Annotated in this window: 12 protein-coding genes; 8 read left to right on the forward strand and 4 right to left on the reverse strand. The window is 70.7% G+C overall.

Going from position 1 to position 13,982, the window contains the following annotated elements; all coding sequences use genetic code 11:
* Positions 1–137 precede the first annotated feature (137 nt).
* The 3 genes from ACFWN2_RS27315 to ACFWN2_RS27325 are packed head-to-tail and all read left to right on the forward strand — an operon-like array spanning position 138 to position 4,249.
* The gene (locus ACFWN2_RS27315; protein ID WP_382432034.1) at positions 138–803 is read left to right on the forward strand and encodes a response regulator transcription factor; all 666 of its coding nucleotides are present in this window, start codon (positions 138–140) and stop codon (positions 801–803) included.
* Positions 800–2,113: an ATP-binding protein gene (locus ACFWN2_RS27320; RefSeq protein ID WP_382432035.1), complete on the forward strand. Its 1,314-nt coding sequence runs from the start codon at positions 800–802 to the stop codon at positions 2,111–2,113. Before ACFWN2_RS27315 ends, ACFWN2_RS27320 begins: the two co-directional genes overlap by 4 nt.
* Positions 2,114–2,167: 54 nt before the next feature.
* Entirely contained in the window at positions 2,168–4,249 is a 2,082-nt protein-coding gene (locus ACFWN2_RS27325) for a M6 family metalloprotease domain-containing protein (protein WP_382432037.1), read from the forward strand.
* Here ACFWN2_RS27325 and ACFWN2_RS27330 read toward each other — a convergent pair.
* Together ACFWN2_RS27330 and ACFWN2_RS27335 are read right to left on the reverse strand one after the other, a co-directional pair.
* Positions 4,246–4,722, reverse strand: coding sequence for a hypothetical protein (locus ACFWN2_RS27330; RefSeq protein WP_382432039.1), 477 nt, complete (start codon positions 4,720–4,722; stop codon positions 4,246–4,248). The two genes, ACFWN2_RS27325 and ACFWN2_RS27330, sit on opposite strands and share 4 nt — an antisense overlap.
* Positions 4,723–4,779: 57 nt before the next feature.
* Positions 4,780–6,171 (reverse strand): LLM class flavin-dependent oxidoreductase, encoded by a 1,392-nt coding sequence (locus tag ACFWN2_RS27335; RefSeq protein WP_382432041.1) that lies wholly within the window; start codon positions 6,169–6,171, stop codon positions 4,780–4,782.
* 63 nt (positions 6,172–6,234) lie between these two features.
* Between ACFWN2_RS27335 and ACFWN2_RS27340 the strand changes: the two genes are divergently transcribed.
* Positions 6,235–6,717: a MarR family winged helix-turn-helix transcriptional regulator gene (locus ACFWN2_RS27340; protein ID WP_382432043.1), complete on the forward strand. Its 483-nt coding sequence runs from the start codon at positions 6,235–6,237 to the stop codon at positions 6,715–6,717.
* Here the strand turns inward: ACFWN2_RS27340 and ACFWN2_RS27345 are convergent.
* Entirely contained in the window at positions 6,714–7,409 is a 696-nt protein-coding gene (locus tag ACFWN2_RS27345) for a hypothetical protein (protein WP_382432045.1), read from the reverse strand. The two genes, ACFWN2_RS27340 and ACFWN2_RS27345, sit on opposite strands and share 4 nt — an antisense overlap.
* Positions 7,410–7,573: 164 nt before the next feature.
* Between ACFWN2_RS27345 and ACFWN2_RS27350 the strand changes: the two genes are divergently transcribed.
* Both ACFWN2_RS27350 and ACFWN2_RS27355 read left to right on the forward strand, forming a co-directional pair.
* Positions 7,574–8,080, forward strand: a complete 507-nt coding sequence (locus ACFWN2_RS27350) for a YbaB/EbfC family nucleoid-associated protein (protein WP_382432047.1) — start codon at positions 7,574–7,576, stop codon at positions 8,078–8,080.
* An 11-nt stretch (positions 8,081–8,091) separates the two neighbouring features.
* Positions 8,092–8,925, forward strand: coding sequence for a hypothetical protein (locus ACFWN2_RS27355; protein WP_382432049.1), 834 nt, complete (start codon positions 8,092–8,094; stop codon positions 8,923–8,925).
* 31 nt (positions 8,926–8,956) lie between these two features.
* On the opposite strand, the gene ACFWN2_RS27360 is transcribed toward ACFWN2_RS27355, so the two are convergent.
* Positions 8,957–9,331, reverse strand: coding sequence for a hypothetical protein (locus ACFWN2_RS27360; RefSeq protein WP_382432051.1), 375 nt, complete (start codon positions 9,329–9,331; stop codon positions 8,957–8,959).
* A 1,339-nt stretch (positions 9,332–10,670) separates the two neighbouring features.
* Here ACFWN2_RS27360 and ACFWN2_RS27365 point away from each other — a divergent pair.
* Positions 10,671–13,394, forward strand: a complete 2,724-nt coding sequence (locus ACFWN2_RS27365; RefSeq protein ID WP_382432053.1) for a hypothetical protein — start codon at positions 10,671–10,673, stop codon at positions 13,392–13,394.
* Positions 13,391–13,948, forward strand: a complete 558-nt coding sequence (locus ACFWN2_RS27370) for a hypothetical protein (RefSeq protein ID WP_382432055.1) — start codon at positions 13,391–13,393, stop codon at positions 13,946–13,948. Before ACFWN2_RS27365 ends, ACFWN2_RS27370 begins: the two co-directional genes overlap by 4 nt.
* The last annotated feature ends 34 nt before the right edge of the window (positions 13,949–13,982 follow it).

A 13,982-nucleotide genomic window follows, 5' to 3' on the forward strand; every position in this document is an offset into this window, starting at 1 on the left:
CACTGTGGACACAACTCGCTCGTTCCTGAACCGAGCGTGCTGACGGAGTTGTGAGAACGTCCTTGGCTTGCGCTGAGAGAATCGTGAGAGCGCGGATGCACAGCTGGCTCACAGCGAACGGCTCTACCGTCCTCGGCATGAGACTGCTCGTGGTGGACGACGACCCGGATGTGCGGGACAGTCTGCGGCGCAGCCTCGAGTTCGAGGGCTACGAGGTCACGACCGCCGCGGACGGTGCCGAGGCGCTGCCGCTCGTGCACCACGCCGACCTGGCGATTCTCGACCTGATGATGCCCGTTCTGGACGGTTCGGAGGCCTGTCGGCGCCTGCGTGCCGCCGGGGAACGCCTGCCCGTGCTGATGCTCACCGCCCGCGACGCGCTGGGCGACAAGGTCACCGGCCTGGACGCCGGCGCCGACGACTACCTGGTCAAACCGTTCGCGCTGGAGGAGCTGCTGGCCCGCATCAGGGCGTTGCTGAAGCAGAACCGGCGCCGCACGCCACCGCAGGTGCTCCAGTTCGCCGACCTGCGGATGGACCCGCGCGCTCACGAGGTCGTGCGCGGCGGTGACCTGCTCGACCTGACCCCGACGGAGTTCGACCTGCTGGCCGTCTTCCTCGGCGAACCCGACCGGTTGCTGACCAAGAAGCACCTCAGGCACGCCGTGTGGGGCAAGGACCAGGGCACCAACCTGCTCGACGTGTACATCGGCTACCTGCGCCGCAAGACCGAGTCGGGCGGCCGCCCGCGTCTGCTGCACACCGTGCGCGGCATGGGTTTCATCCTGCGCGAGTCGCCGTGAGCCGCCCGGTCCTGTTGCGCGGCAAGCTCGCCCTGATCACCGCGTTCGTCGTGGCGGTCGCGATCGCCGGCATCAGCGTCGTGACCTGGGTCGCCACCGAGCACAACCTGAGCTCGCAGCTCGACAGGTCTTTGCTGGCGAGCACGCCGCCGCCGCGCATCAAGATCCGTTGCGACGAAGGGGTTCCCGCCGAGGGCCTCCGCCAGGTCCTGCAGGGCATCCAGACGCTGACCGCCGACGGCCTGAGCTGCGCGCCACCGGGCGTCGACCCCGTCGTCACCGCGGCTGAGGACGTCGTGACCACACCGACGTTCCGCGACGGCGTCACGGAGTCCGGTGCCGAGGCACGCGTTCTGCTGCAACCGATCGGTCCCGGCGAGGTGCTGATCCTGAGTCGCAGCAAGGCGGAGATCAACAGCACCCTCACCGCGCTCGCCGGCGTCCTGGTGGCCGTGTCGGTCCTCGGCGCGTTGCTGGCGGCCGGAGCGGGGCTGTGGTTCACCCGCCGCGCCCTGGCCCCGATGGAACGCCTCACCGAGACCGTCGAGCACATCGCGCGCACCGAGGACCTGACCACCCCGGTCACCGTCGACGGCCGCGACGAGGTGGGCAGGCTGGGCCGCGCGTTCACGTTGATGACCGCAGCCCTCGCCGACTCCCGCCGCCGCCAGCGGGATCTCGTCAACGACGCCGCCCACGAGCTGCGCACGCCGTTGACCAGCCTGCGCACCAACATCGACCTGCTGGTCCGCGCCGAACGGACGGGCCGCGAACTGCCCCAGCGAGCCGAGGTCCTCGACCGACTGCAGGCCCAGAGCCAGGAGTTCAGCGACCTCGTCACCGAACTGGTCGTGCTCGCCCGCGACGAGAAGGAGCTGGCCAGCGACCCGGTGGACGTCGCCGGCGTGATCGACAGGGCGGTCCAGCGCGCCCGCAGCCGAGCCCACGACCACGTGTTCGACGTCGACCGCGCAGAGTGGTCCATCGTCGGCGACGCGGGCGCGTTGGAACGCAGCGTGCTCAACCTGCTGGACAACGCCGTGAAGTTCTCCCCGGCCGGCTCCGCGATCACCGTCCGCTCGAAGCCGGGCTGGCTCACCGTCAGCGACGAGGGCCCCGGCGTGCCGTTCGAGCACAGGACCTCGGCGTTCGAACGGTTCTGGCGCGCCCCCGACGCCCGCGCCCTGCCTGGATCCGGTCTGGGACTGGCGATCGTGGCGGACACCGTGTCCGCGCACTCCGGCAGCGTGCGGTTCGTGCCGAGACCGCGCGGCGCGTCCGTTCGCGTCGATCTGCCGGAATTCCGTTGAGCGCCAGACGATCGACGGTGGTTGACGAGGGCCGTTCTGCACCACGGTTGGCTCATGAAGCGCAAACACCGGCGCCCTGCCCTGCTGATCGTCGCGCTCCTCTCGATCGCGATGGTCAACGTCGGCAACTCGGCGGCCGCCCCTGAACCGGCCAACCACTGGCAGTACGACCACTGGCCGCAGCAACAGCCGTGGCAGCAGACCAGAGACTCCGCCCGCGTGCTGGCGCAGGCGGGGTTCCCGGGCCCGGTCGACCCGCAGAACTGGGTCAACCCGGACCACATGACCTGGGAACGCGACTACAAGAAGATTCCCGGCACGAACTGGGCCGACCCGTCCGCCAGGGGTTCGGTGCGCAACTTCAAGGGCGCGCTGGTCCTGCTGGACTACCCGAACCAGCCGTTCGTCGTGACGCAGCCCAAGAACTCCACGGTGTTCGGCAACCCGAGCGCCGAGGCCTCCGGCGTGCCGCGCGCCGAGGTCGGCCAGTTCTACCAGGACTTCCTCAACAAGCCGAACGGCCTCAACCGCGGCCACACCGTGCACGAGTACTGGATGGAGACCTCCGGCGGGCGCTACGGCGTCGAGCTGAAGGCGTTCGGCCCGTACCAGATGCCGGGCAAGGACCACGAGTACGCCATGGAGTTCCAGGGCGGAACCGGTTGTCCCGCAGGCGATTCCTGCAACCGCAACATCCGCACGGACGGCCGTGCCGCGTGGGTGGCCGACGTCGGCGCCGAGGTGCCGGCTGGCTACGACTTCATCTACTACCTGTCGGCGGGCCAGGACGAGTCCGGCACGTGGCAGGAGTTCGGGATGATGAAGTTCCGGACCAAGGAGGACGTGACCGACGACTTCGGCCCGCCGGACCCCGCGCTGCCGAACTGGTCGCGCACCCGGTACGTCGACTGGACGTCGTGGGCCGCCGGCTCGTCGATCTGGCCCAACGCGGGCGGCGGGTCGTCCACCCAGGCCGAGAGCTCCGGCCAGGGCGTCTACGCGCACGAGCTGAGCCACATCCTCGGCATCGGCGACAACTACAACAACCCTTACGGCAGCCCGCCGCGCCGTGACTACAGCGGCCCGTGGGACATGCTGTCGCGCGGCTCGTTCAACGGCCCGGGCGGCCCGCACTCGCGTTGGACGATCCCGGCGACCGGTGGTGCGTCCCTCGGCGCGCAACAGACTCTGCGCAACAAGATCAAGCTGGGCATCGTCGACGAGAAGAACGTCCTGCGGTTGTCCCGTGAGGCGTTGGCCGGGTCCGGCACGGTCATCGCGAAGATCACCGCCCGCGAGGTCAACCCCGGCGCCACCGGACTGACCGGCATCAACCTGGCGTTGGGCACGGGCGACAAGACGCCGTCCTGCAACGTGTCCACCGACCCGTTCTGCGACGGCGGCGGCTACAACAACTACACGCTCGAAGTCGTGGACAGGATGGGCGCCGACTCGTTCACCCCGGACGCCGGCGTGCTGCTCGCCAAGACCAAGAACGTCGACGCCGCACCGTTCACGTGGGTGATCGACGCCAACCCGCAGGACATCGGCATGACCGACTACGTCCTGCCCGACGGCACCAAGGTCCCGATCACGATCGGCGACTACCGCCAGCTGTCCGACGCGCTGTTCCACGCGGGCACGAACTCCGGCAGCGAGTTCGAGTTCGTCGACACGGCCAACCGCCTGCACTTCTACGTGCTGGACCTGCAACGCGACTCGCGCGGCGTGCTGTCCTACACGGTGGCGATCCGGTCGCTCGACGGCGCGGGCCCGCAGCAGCGCGGCGTCCGGGTCACCCCGACCGCTGCTCGCGTGGACGGGTCGGGAGTGGCGACGTGCCGCTTCCCGCTCACCAACACCGGTCGTGCGGCGGCGCCCGGCGGCCAGCACCCGGAGCCCGTCGACCAGTACCTCGACGGCGACGTCTACCGCGTGACGGCGACGGCGTCGAACGGCTGGACCGTCTCGGTGCCGAACGCGCTGGCCACGGCCAAGTTCGGCGGCCGCGTCGACGTTCCGGTGCACGCGCAGCGGGGCGGCGGTTCGCTGATGTCCAAGGTGACCCTGACGGCCGCTTCGGAGAGCAACCCCGGCAGGTCCGCGACCGCCACCTGCACGGTGGCAGGCGTCTAGCGGTGACGGCTCCGGACCGGCCTGCGCCGGTCCGGAGCCTGACGCTGCTGGGGAACAGGACCGGACGTCAGCATCACGAAGCACGCCAGCAACAGGATCGTCCCGCACGCCAGCCAGGTCAGCGTCTGAACCGTGCCGATCGGCGCGATCACGCCGATGCTGAACAGCAGCAACGGCATCCCGAGCGCGTAGCAGACGCCGGCCGCGAACGTCCGGCCCGAGCCGTTGAGCAGCAACGGAATCGCGGCCACACCGGTCAGCACCGCGAACACGAGCCACGCGTACGTCATCCCGGTGTGCAGCGCGATCGTGACGTCCACGCCGTCCTTCGCCCGGATCGCGGCCTCCGTCTCGGCCGCGTAGCTGAACCCGACGGCGGCCCGTGTCCCCGCGGCGACGGCTGTGAGCAGCAACGACGCCCCCAGGATGGTGCGACCGCGCCGGACGGGATCGACTCGCTTCCTGGTGTCCACGAACCCCAGTCTGTTGGCAACCCCTGGCCGCGTGCCGCCTCACACGCCCAAGTGCACTCAGTGGTGGTACGGGATGCGCGCCATCGGCTCGACCAGTTCACCCTCCTCGTAGGACAGGTGCGACAGCAGCGTCTCCGCGAGCAGGTCCACCGCCCCCTGCACCTCGGTGATGCGGTGCGGTTCGGCGACCGGGGCCACCAACGCGGCGTCGAGGCGTTCGAGCACGTGGTGGATGACCTGGTGTTCCTCGGTCAGCCGGTCGAGCACCGGCCCGAGGCGCGGGTCGCCCCGGCGCAGTTGCGGGTAGAGGCTCGTGTCCTCCAGCGTGTGGTGGATGGTGACGAGCCGGCAGTAGCTCTCGCAGTACGCGCCCATCGCCCAGTTGTTCTGGCGCATGGTCATCGCGTTGATCTCGGACCGCGCCTCGCCTGCCTGGATGACGCCGTCCGCGACCTGCTTCACGATCGAACGGACCTTGTTCAGCTCGTCCCGCAGGTGGTTGTGCACCCCGACCAGCTGACGCCCCATCGCCCTGCCCGAAGCGGTGTAGACGGCGCCCGCTTCAGGCGCCGGGCCTTTTGGGCGCGTCGACTCGTCCCACAGTTTCGAACCGCGTTCCTTCTGCACCATCTCGCGCACGGCCGGTGCGACCTCCTCGGCGAACGTGCGCAGCTCGTCGTCGGTGTTGACCATCAGGACGAACCCGCTCATGCCGTCGTTGAGCGCCACCTCGGCGAGTTGCTCGGCGTTGAGTTCGGGAGTGATGTTGTAGAGCCTGCGGATGTCCGCGGGCGCACGACCGGCTTCGTTCGCCGCCTCGTCGATGACGGCGTTCATCGCACTGAGTTCCTGTGGCGGCGCATACGGGCTGGACGGCAACCACCCGTCCGCCTTCCGCCCGGTGAGTTGGAGCATCCGCTTCTTGTACGCACCCAGCCAGATGCCGATGTCGTGCTTCGGAATCGGCCCGGGCCGCACCCCGTCCAACGAGTAGTGCTTGCCCTGCAAGCGAATCCCGCGACCGGGCGTCCACAACGCCCTGATCACCGCGATGGCCTCTTCCAACGCCTCGACGGACTCCGGCGCGGTGCGACGCGGCCCGCCCATGGCGGCGATGGCGTCCCAGAACGCCCCAGCACCAAGCCCGAGCTCAACGCGCCCACCGCTGATCACGTCCAGACTCGCCGCAGCGCGCGCAAGCACAGCCGGCGGCCGAAGAGGCAAGTTCGCCACGTTCGGGAACACACGCACGTTGGTCGTGGACGCAGCGATGACCGACAACGACGTCCACGTGTCGAGGTTCGCCGCGTTGTAGGGGTGGTCCTGGATGCTGACGAGCTCCAGTCCGAGCACGTCAGCGGTCTTGGCGAGCCGCAACGTCGTGGCGAAGTCCTCGGCACCGGGCGGCAGGAACACCCCGAACTCCAGCGGGTGACCGTAATCTGTCATGCCGAAAGTATGCCACGCAGATGTTCTGTGTGACAGACGTTCTGTCCTGGCTATCATTGGGGCGTGACCGCTTTGGAGGACGACTTCGGCTGGACCTTGGGCGTGGTGTTCCGCGCCTTCGTCAAGGCCACGAACGCGGCCGTCGGCGACCTCCCCGGCGGCCACCGCGGCTACCAGATCCTCACCGCCTCGGTGCGTGACCAGCCGGAAAGCCAGTCCGCGCTCTGCCAGCAACTGGGCATAGACCGCACGGTCATGACCTACCTGCTGGACGACCTGGAGCGCGCCTCCCTCGTCACCCGCACGCCCGCGCCCACCGACCGCCGCACCCGTCTCGTCGTGGCGACGGACGTGGGCCGCAAGCGCTTGGAGGAGCTGGACCTCCGGCTCTCCCACGCCGAGGCGCACGTCCTGTCCGGCCTTCCTGCCGCGGATCGGGAGACCTTCAAGGCGTTGCTCCGCCGGGTGGCCGGGCACGTCAACGAGCAGGACCCGGTGCCGAGCGCGTGCGCGGTGGTTCAGGACATCGCGGCCGGCGCGTCCTAGCCGAGCACCTCGGACATCCAGTCCCGGAACGCGCGTTGGTCCGCCTTGACGGTGACTCGCACGAGCGCGCCGCCGGGCGCCTCGACCAGTCGGCCGTCCTCGTCGAGCGCGACGCGTTCGCGTCGCAGTGCCACGAACGGCAGCTGGAGTGCGGTGGCGACCACCAGCCCGTCGTGCCGGAACGTCTCCCAGCACACGAGCTTCGGCAGCTTCGCCCTGGTGAGCACGGCTCTCGCCGCGGTGAGGTCGCGCAGGAGGACCGCAGGGTCTCCCGCCTGGTTGATCACGAGCCGTTCCGCGACACCAGGCTCCCCGAGAGCCAGGGCGGCGTTCGTGGCCGGTCCCAGGCCCGCCCAGCGGACCGGGCCGTCTGTGCTCGTCATGACGCGCCTCACCGCCTTGTCGAGCTCGTTGCTCTCGGCTACCGGGACGTCGGTGCGGCCGTGCAGGTCGAGCAGACGTCGAAGGCGGCGACCTCTGCGCTGATCCACTGTGGACACCAGGGCCAGCGACGGTTGCGTCGCGACGAGCTCGATGGCGGCATCCGAATCGTTCCCGGCGTCCGTGTCGACGATCAGGGGCGCACCCTGCTGCGACGGCGGGAACGGGTCCCCGCTCACCGTCTGCGGCAACCCGAACCGCCGTGCCAGGCCGACCAGGTCCTGGCGCTCCCGGTTCAGCTCCTCGCTCATCTCGTCCTTTCCGCTGTTTCCGTGCCGGCACCGTACGGCCGGCCAGCGCGTCCCGCCGACCTCGTCAGGGTGTGGGATCCGCCGATACGGCCGTTCGGCCGACATGCCCGGCGCGGCTGTGGAATCCTTTGGGTCGTTCGATCGAGGGTGAGCTGGGGGACAGGGTGAAGACGCCCGAAGAGTGGATGCGGGACTTCGAGGCGAAGATCGCCGACGCGCAGGCGAAGGCCGCAGCGGTCCAGGAGGGGCTGGCGCAGGCAGGCGGTTCGGCCTCGTCCAACGACGGGACGATCACGGTGAGCGTCGCGCCCAACGGCGCGCTGACCGGCCTCGAACTGACCGCGGACGCCATGCGGAAGTCGCACGGCCAGTTGTCCGGCGAGATTCTGGAGATCGCGCGCAAGGCGCAGCGCGGTGCGGCGGTGAAGGTCGCCGAGACGTTCGCCGAGGTCGAGGGTGAGGGGTCCGAGACCTACCGGATGATCACCGAGTACCTACCGCCGCCGGAGGAGGAAGAGCAGCCGAAGCCGGCGGGCTACGCGTTCAACGAGGAGTACGAGGAGCGCGCCGCCACGGCCCCGCCTCCGCCGCCCGTTCGTCGTCCCGCACTGCGTCCGCGCGCTGACGACGACGAGGACTTCGGCGGCGACTCGATCTTCAAGAAGCAGTAGGGCGGTCCGGGGTGTCCGAGGAGAACAGCACGACCACGTGGTCGACCGGTGCCGGCGTCGTGGACAGCGTCGCCGGTTTCGTCGACTCGCTGACGTCGGAGTCCGAAGGCGAGGGGCCGGACGTCATCGACGTCGCGCTCGGCGGTGCCGGTGTGGTGGTGGACGTCGTCGCCACGATGGCGAACCCGTTGGGAATGCTCGCGTCCGCCGGTGTCGGCTGGTTGCTGGAGCACGTCGACTTCCTGCGCGAGCCGCTGGACGCGTTGCTGGGCAACCCGGACGAGATCAACGCGAACACCGATCAGCTCAAGCAGGCCGCGCTGCAGATGAAGATGGTCGCGCAGGAGCACCGCGAGGACATGCGCGCCGTCGCAGACTGGCAGGGCGAGTCGGGCGACGCGTTCAAGCGCGAGATGGAACAGATGTCGGGCGAGTACGAGGCGCTCGGCAAGACCATGGACGGCACCGCCGCGATCTACGCGTTGTCCGGCGCGCTCGTCTGCGAGCTGCGGTCGCTGGTGTTCGGCTGGATCTCGGACCTCATCGGCGAACTGATCGCGAGCGCGCTCATCGCCGCAGCGTCCGCGGTGGTGACACTGGGCAGCTCCATAGCCGCCTTCGCCGGGTACGCGGGCACGCGCGCGGCCATGATGGCGACCAAGATCGCCGGCCGCCTGTCGAAGCTGGCGTCGGCGATGGCGCGCTTCGGCGGCCGCATGGCCAAGCTGGCGGAGAAGATGCAGGGCCTGGTCAAGGGGCTCGAACGGTTCGCGGAGTACGGCGGTTACGCGAAGACCGCGTACGACGCGGTCAAGCCTTACGACATGCCTCCCGCCAACGCCTGATGACCGGCCGGACTCGGGGGTCCTCCTCTCATCACGGCGGCAACTCGCACAGCGGCAACACGCCGTCGCCCACGCCGTCGTCGTCTCCGTCGACACCGGGCGGCCTCGGTGGCCGCGGCACCCGGATGGACCCGGACGCCGTCGAGTCGCTCGGCGGCAAGATCACCAGCCGTGGTGACCAGGTCCGCTCCTCCGTCGCGGCCAAGCTGAACATCAACGCCACCTCGGGCAGTGCGGGCGTGTTCGGCCAGGTGGCGATGCAACACGCCGACCGGGCGATCCAAACCGCCCGCGGTGGTGCCGAGAAGGCAGCCGCCGCCGCGGACAACGCGGGCACCAAGACCAGGGAGACCGCCCGCACCGCGCGCGACGCGGACCAGTCGGCCGCCTCGTCGATGAACCGCATCCAGTCGAAGACGCCGGCTCAGCCCTCCACCACCGCGTCCACCAGCACCCCTTCCTCCACGGCGTCGTCCTCCTCCGGCAACCGCGCCTCGTCAGCGCCGCCGATCCCGGGCGGAACCCCGGGCACCGGCTCCCCGAAGCCACCCGCTCTCGGCGGCCAGCCGGCGAGACTGCCCGACAAGCTCGGCGGTCCCACGACCACGTCGAGCGCCCCTCCAGCCGGGCGGCCGACCGCTTCGGCTCCGGTCGCTCCCGGAGGCAGTGCACCCCCGCGCACGACGAACCCGGCAGGCGGCCCGACCTCGGGTCAGGGAGGCGCACCTCGGCCCGGCGGCCAGACTCCGAGCACCACACCCGCCGGTGGCCCATCCGCCGGAGGCCAGGGACGTTCGCCTATCGGCGGTCCGCCTGGAGGTGTGCCCGGCGGCCAGGGACGTTCGCCCGCCGGCGGCGCACCTGGGGGTATGGCTGCGGCTGGTGGCCAAGGCCGCCCGCCCGGTGCCCCGCCCGCGGGTATAGCGGCCGGCGGACAGGGCCGCGCACCGGCCGGTGGCCCGCCGGGTGGCATGGCTGCCGCCGGCGGACCTGCTGGAGGCCGGCCCGGCGGTCCCGGCCAGGCAGGCCCGCCCCCGAACTCAGGCCGCACGGCTCCCGGCGGACCAACTCCCCAGGGCTTCGGCGGCCAGGCCCCCGGAACCCAGGGCCGCGCAACGCCGAACCCCCACGCCGCCCCCGGAGCTCCAGGAGCGTTCGGACAGGGCGGAGCCAACACGGGCGGCCACGGCCGCAACGGTCCCGCGCCGAGCACACCTCCCGGCATGCGTCCAGGCGGACCCGGCATGCCAGGCGGCAACAACACGCCTCCCGGCGGCCAGGGCACGCGCCCCGGCGCGCCAGGAGGCCACACCCCGCCTCCTGGCGTTCCGAACTCGCACCCCGGCGCCCCCGGTATGCATCCAGGTGCTCAGAACTCGCGCCCCGGTGCCCCCGGCACGCACTCAAGTGCGCAGAACTTGCCTCCCGGAGCACCCGGCTCGCACCCTGGCGCCCCTGGCACGCACCCAAGCGCTCAGAACTCGCCTCCCGCCGCTCCGGGCATGCGTCCTGGCGCACCTGGCACGCACCCCGGCGCACCTGGCACGCACCCCGGCGCACCCGGCACGCGTCCCGGCCATCCGGGCATGCAACCCGGTGCTCCCGGCGTGCGCCCCAACAACCAGGGGATGCCCGGCGACCCCGTGAACGCACGCCCAGGCACACCGCCAGGTGCTCCGGGCACGCGTCCCGGCGGACCTGGCGTGCCGCCGCGTGGCCACGGGATGCCGCAGGTCGCTCCAGGCATGCGCCCAGACGTCCCCCGCATGCCCGGCAACGGCTCCCACACGCGTCCTGGCGCGCAGCCCTGGGGACAGAACACGCATCCCGGCGCTCACCACAGCGTTCCGAACGCGCCTGGTGGCCACCGTCCAGGCGGCCCGCCTGCGGGCCTCCACCAGCAGGCCCCGCCCGCGCATCGCCCGCCCGCCATGCCGGGACACGGCAACGCACCGGTTCCGCAGGGAGGCGACCGGCGTCCTGGTGGGCCGCCGCAGTCGTTCGCGCCTCCGGCACGTCCGCACCAGGACATGCCGCCCGGCTCGTTCGGCCCGCCGGGTGGGCAGCACCCCGGCACCCAGCCGGCGCCGGACGGGCACCAGCCGACCCCGGAAGAGCCGAAAACGCCCCACCCGTCCTACACGTCGCCATCTCCCGGACCCGACGGCGGGCCACCGGTCGCCATCCGGGGACTCGACCCGTCGCTCTACGGAGTGGACCCGTCGAAGGTCGTGTACCGGGACGTCCCGGGCTGGATGAGGGACGAGAACGTCCTGTACCGCGGGGACACGCGCTCGCCGGAGGAGATCAAGGCGGCGGGCGGGTTCGACGTGCCCAGGCATTGGGAGGAGCCGGACCTCCGCCGGCACGTCGACGCGCACACCAACGCGTTCGTCAGCACCACGCCCAACGAGAAGGTCGCGATGGAGCGGTCGGGCACGGGCGAAGGCAAGGTGTACGTCATCAAGGCGCCCGGCGGCATCATGACCGACGCGACGCTGGACAACGTCGGTCACGCCCACAGGTACGCCGAGAACGAGACGCTCTTCCCCGGTGGCATCGACTGGCGTTACGTCGAGGGCTGGCACCAGGTCAGCTACGACGGCGGGCGGGTGCTCGGTCCGTTCGTGCCGAACCCGGACTTCATCGGCCACCGGACCGCTGACAGCACCACCGCGCAGGCGGACACGCGAGACCAGGCGGACACCCGCGCCGACCGGACGCCTCCGAAGCAGGAGCCGGTCACTCCCCGGCACAGCGACACCCCGGTCAAGTCCGATGTGCCCGAACAGCGCCAGTCCGGCCCGACGCAGCCGCTGCCACGCCAGCCGGACCTGCCGCGCCCGTCGATCGCGGACCGCCTCAGCGGTTCGAACGAGCCGTCGCCGCGCCATACGCCAGGCCACTCCGACCGCTCCGACACGCCGGACCCCACCCGCCATCCCGAGCCCGCCAGGACCGAGCAACCACACCCGTCCCAGGACCCGGCGCCACAACACGAGTCGCAGCAACACGACACCGACAAGCCCGACTCCGACAAGCCCGACACCGACAGGCACGACACCGACCGCCACGACGAGGAACCCCCGCAACGCCCCCAGAAACCGCTGAGCGACCGCCTCGACTCGCTCAGCGAAGACCTCGATCCGGTCGTGCGCGACCACGTGCACAGCACCCCGGCCGGCATGGCGATCTTCGACAGGTCGCAGGACAACAACGGGTACTACACGGCCAGGGAACTCCCGAGGATCCCCGGCCAGTTCGTCGTCGACCTGCACAGCGACGAGCACAACGCCCGAGTCGGCAACCACCCGCTCACCCCGAGGGACGTCGCCGACGTCATCCGCGCGAACCCCGACTACAACAGGGGCGACCCGATCACCCTCGTCGGCTGCGACACGGGCAGGCGGGACGACGGGTTCGCGGCCCAGCTCGCCCAGGAGCTCGGCGCGCCGGTGACCGCGCCGAACACGGACGCCTGGGTCGACTACAACGGCAACGTCTTCGCCACCAGGAACACCGACGACGGTCCCGGCTGGCCGCCGAACGGCGAGTGGCGGACGTTCGGCCAGGACGGCTCGCAGAGCATCCACGAAAGTCCTTACCCGCCAGGGCACACGCCCGAGTGGGGTGACGAGACGCCCGAGTTCGCGCCGGGCACCGCGGAACGACGTGGCGAGCGGGAGGACGACTTCCGCGAGCTGCGCGAGGACAACCGCGAGAAGCGCGAGGAGGGCCTGGACTCGGTCCGCGAGCTCACCGGCCGCAACCCGAGCACGGACGCCGAACGCCGGCCGCACGAGCGCACCCTGTCCACGGGGCGTTACCGCAGCGATCGCGACGGCGAGTCGGCTGACTTCTACAACTTCAGCGGCAAGCAGCACGACTGGAGTCCGGCGGCGGAAGCCCCTCAGCAGCCGCCGAAGAACGAGCGCCTCTTCGAGACCTCCAACGCGACCTCGTACGACCCGGAGAGCGGGGTCTGGCGCGACGGCGCCGGCACCCCGCGGGTCAACGACTCGGAACCGAAGATGTTCGAAGAGCTCGCACGGCACCAGCTCGCCGAGTACAGCGGCCTGACCCCCAACGAGGTCGACACGGCGCTGCGCGACGCCAACAGGGTGGTCGACCGTCTCGACAAGGAAGACCCGAACTACTACCGCGACGGCTTCAAGGGCGAGGTCCAGCGCACGCAGGACCGCATGTCCCTCGCGGTCGACGAACTCAACAAGCGCGCCATGGCGAGGGCTGAGGCGAACGGCGAGACCTATACACCGTTCTCCGCCGCGGACGTCTCGGGTGATCTCCGCATGGTGGTCGACCTGCCGTCCGCCAAGCGCGACGGAACCCCGGCCGAGTTCCAGATCTGCATGTCGTGCCAGAAGATCATGCTCGCCTACGAGCGCGTCTTCCCGAACATGCGCCTGGAAGTCGTCAACCGAGCTGGAGAGAGGCTGTACCCGCTGTGAACCAACCGATCGGCAACCCGGGCGAGCGCATCGACGCGATCTTCGACAGCGTGTGCGCGAACGGTCTGCGCCGCGGGTCCGTGGCAGGCGCGTCCGACGACCAGATCGACCAGATGGCGGCGGACCAGGGCGTGGAACGCGTTCCCGAGGCGGTGCGCGAGGTTCTGCGCGTCATGGGTGTCCGATCAGGACTGTGGCTGGCCGGCACCGCGTTCGGGGTCGAAGCCATGACCGCCGAACGCAAGCGGCACGTCGTCGCCACCCTCGGCGGCCTCGACCACGAGCTGGCGGACCCGCGCGGCCTGCTCGTGCTGACGGCGCACCAGGGTTACGCCTACCACGTCGTCGACGGCGCGGACCTCGACCAGGACGACCCGCCCGTCTGGGACGTCGTCGAGGGCGAGGGCGCGCGCAAGGCCTGGGACAGCGTCAGCGACTGGTTCGCGGGCACCGCGCCGAACGTCGCCGACCTCCGCGACATGATGGAGATGATGGAGGAGATGGGCAAGCAGCCGCCGAAGTGGGCCGAGTTCGTCGAACCGCGGCAGTCGTGACCGGTTTTCGCTTGTGCGGCAAGGAGTGAAGCAC

It is taken from the genome of Lentzea sp. NPDC058436 (genome assembly GCF_042721515.1).
Lineage (GTDB): Bacteria > Actinomycetota > Actinomycetes > Mycobacteriales > Pseudonocardiaceae > Lentzea.

Coding starts and splice junctions, on each gene's coding strand:
- ACFWN2_RS27315 (WP_382432034.1), top strand. CDS start 138: ATGAGACTGCTCGTGGTGGACGACGACCCGGATGTGCGGGACAGTCTG.
- ACFWN2_RS27325 (WP_382432037.1), top strand. CDS start 2,168: ATGAAGCGCAAACACCGGCGCCCTGCCCTGCTGATCGTCGCGCTCCTC.
- ACFWN2_RS27335 (WP_382432041.1), bottom strand. CDS start 6,171: ATGACAGATTACGGTCACCCGCTGGAGTTCGGGGTGTTCCTGCCGCCC.
- ACFWN2_RS27345 (WP_382432045.1), bottom strand. CDS start 7,409: ATGAGCGAGGAGCTGAACCGGGAGCGCCAGGACCTGGTCGGCCTGGCA.
- ACFWN2_RS27360 (WP_382432051.1), bottom strand. CDS start 9,331: ATGCGGTTCATCGACGAGGCGGCCGACTGGTCCGCGTCGCGCGCGGTG.
- ACFWN2_RS27365 (WP_382432053.1), top strand. CDS start 10,671: ATGCGCCCAGACGTCCCCCGCATGCCCGGCAACGGCTCCCACACGCGT.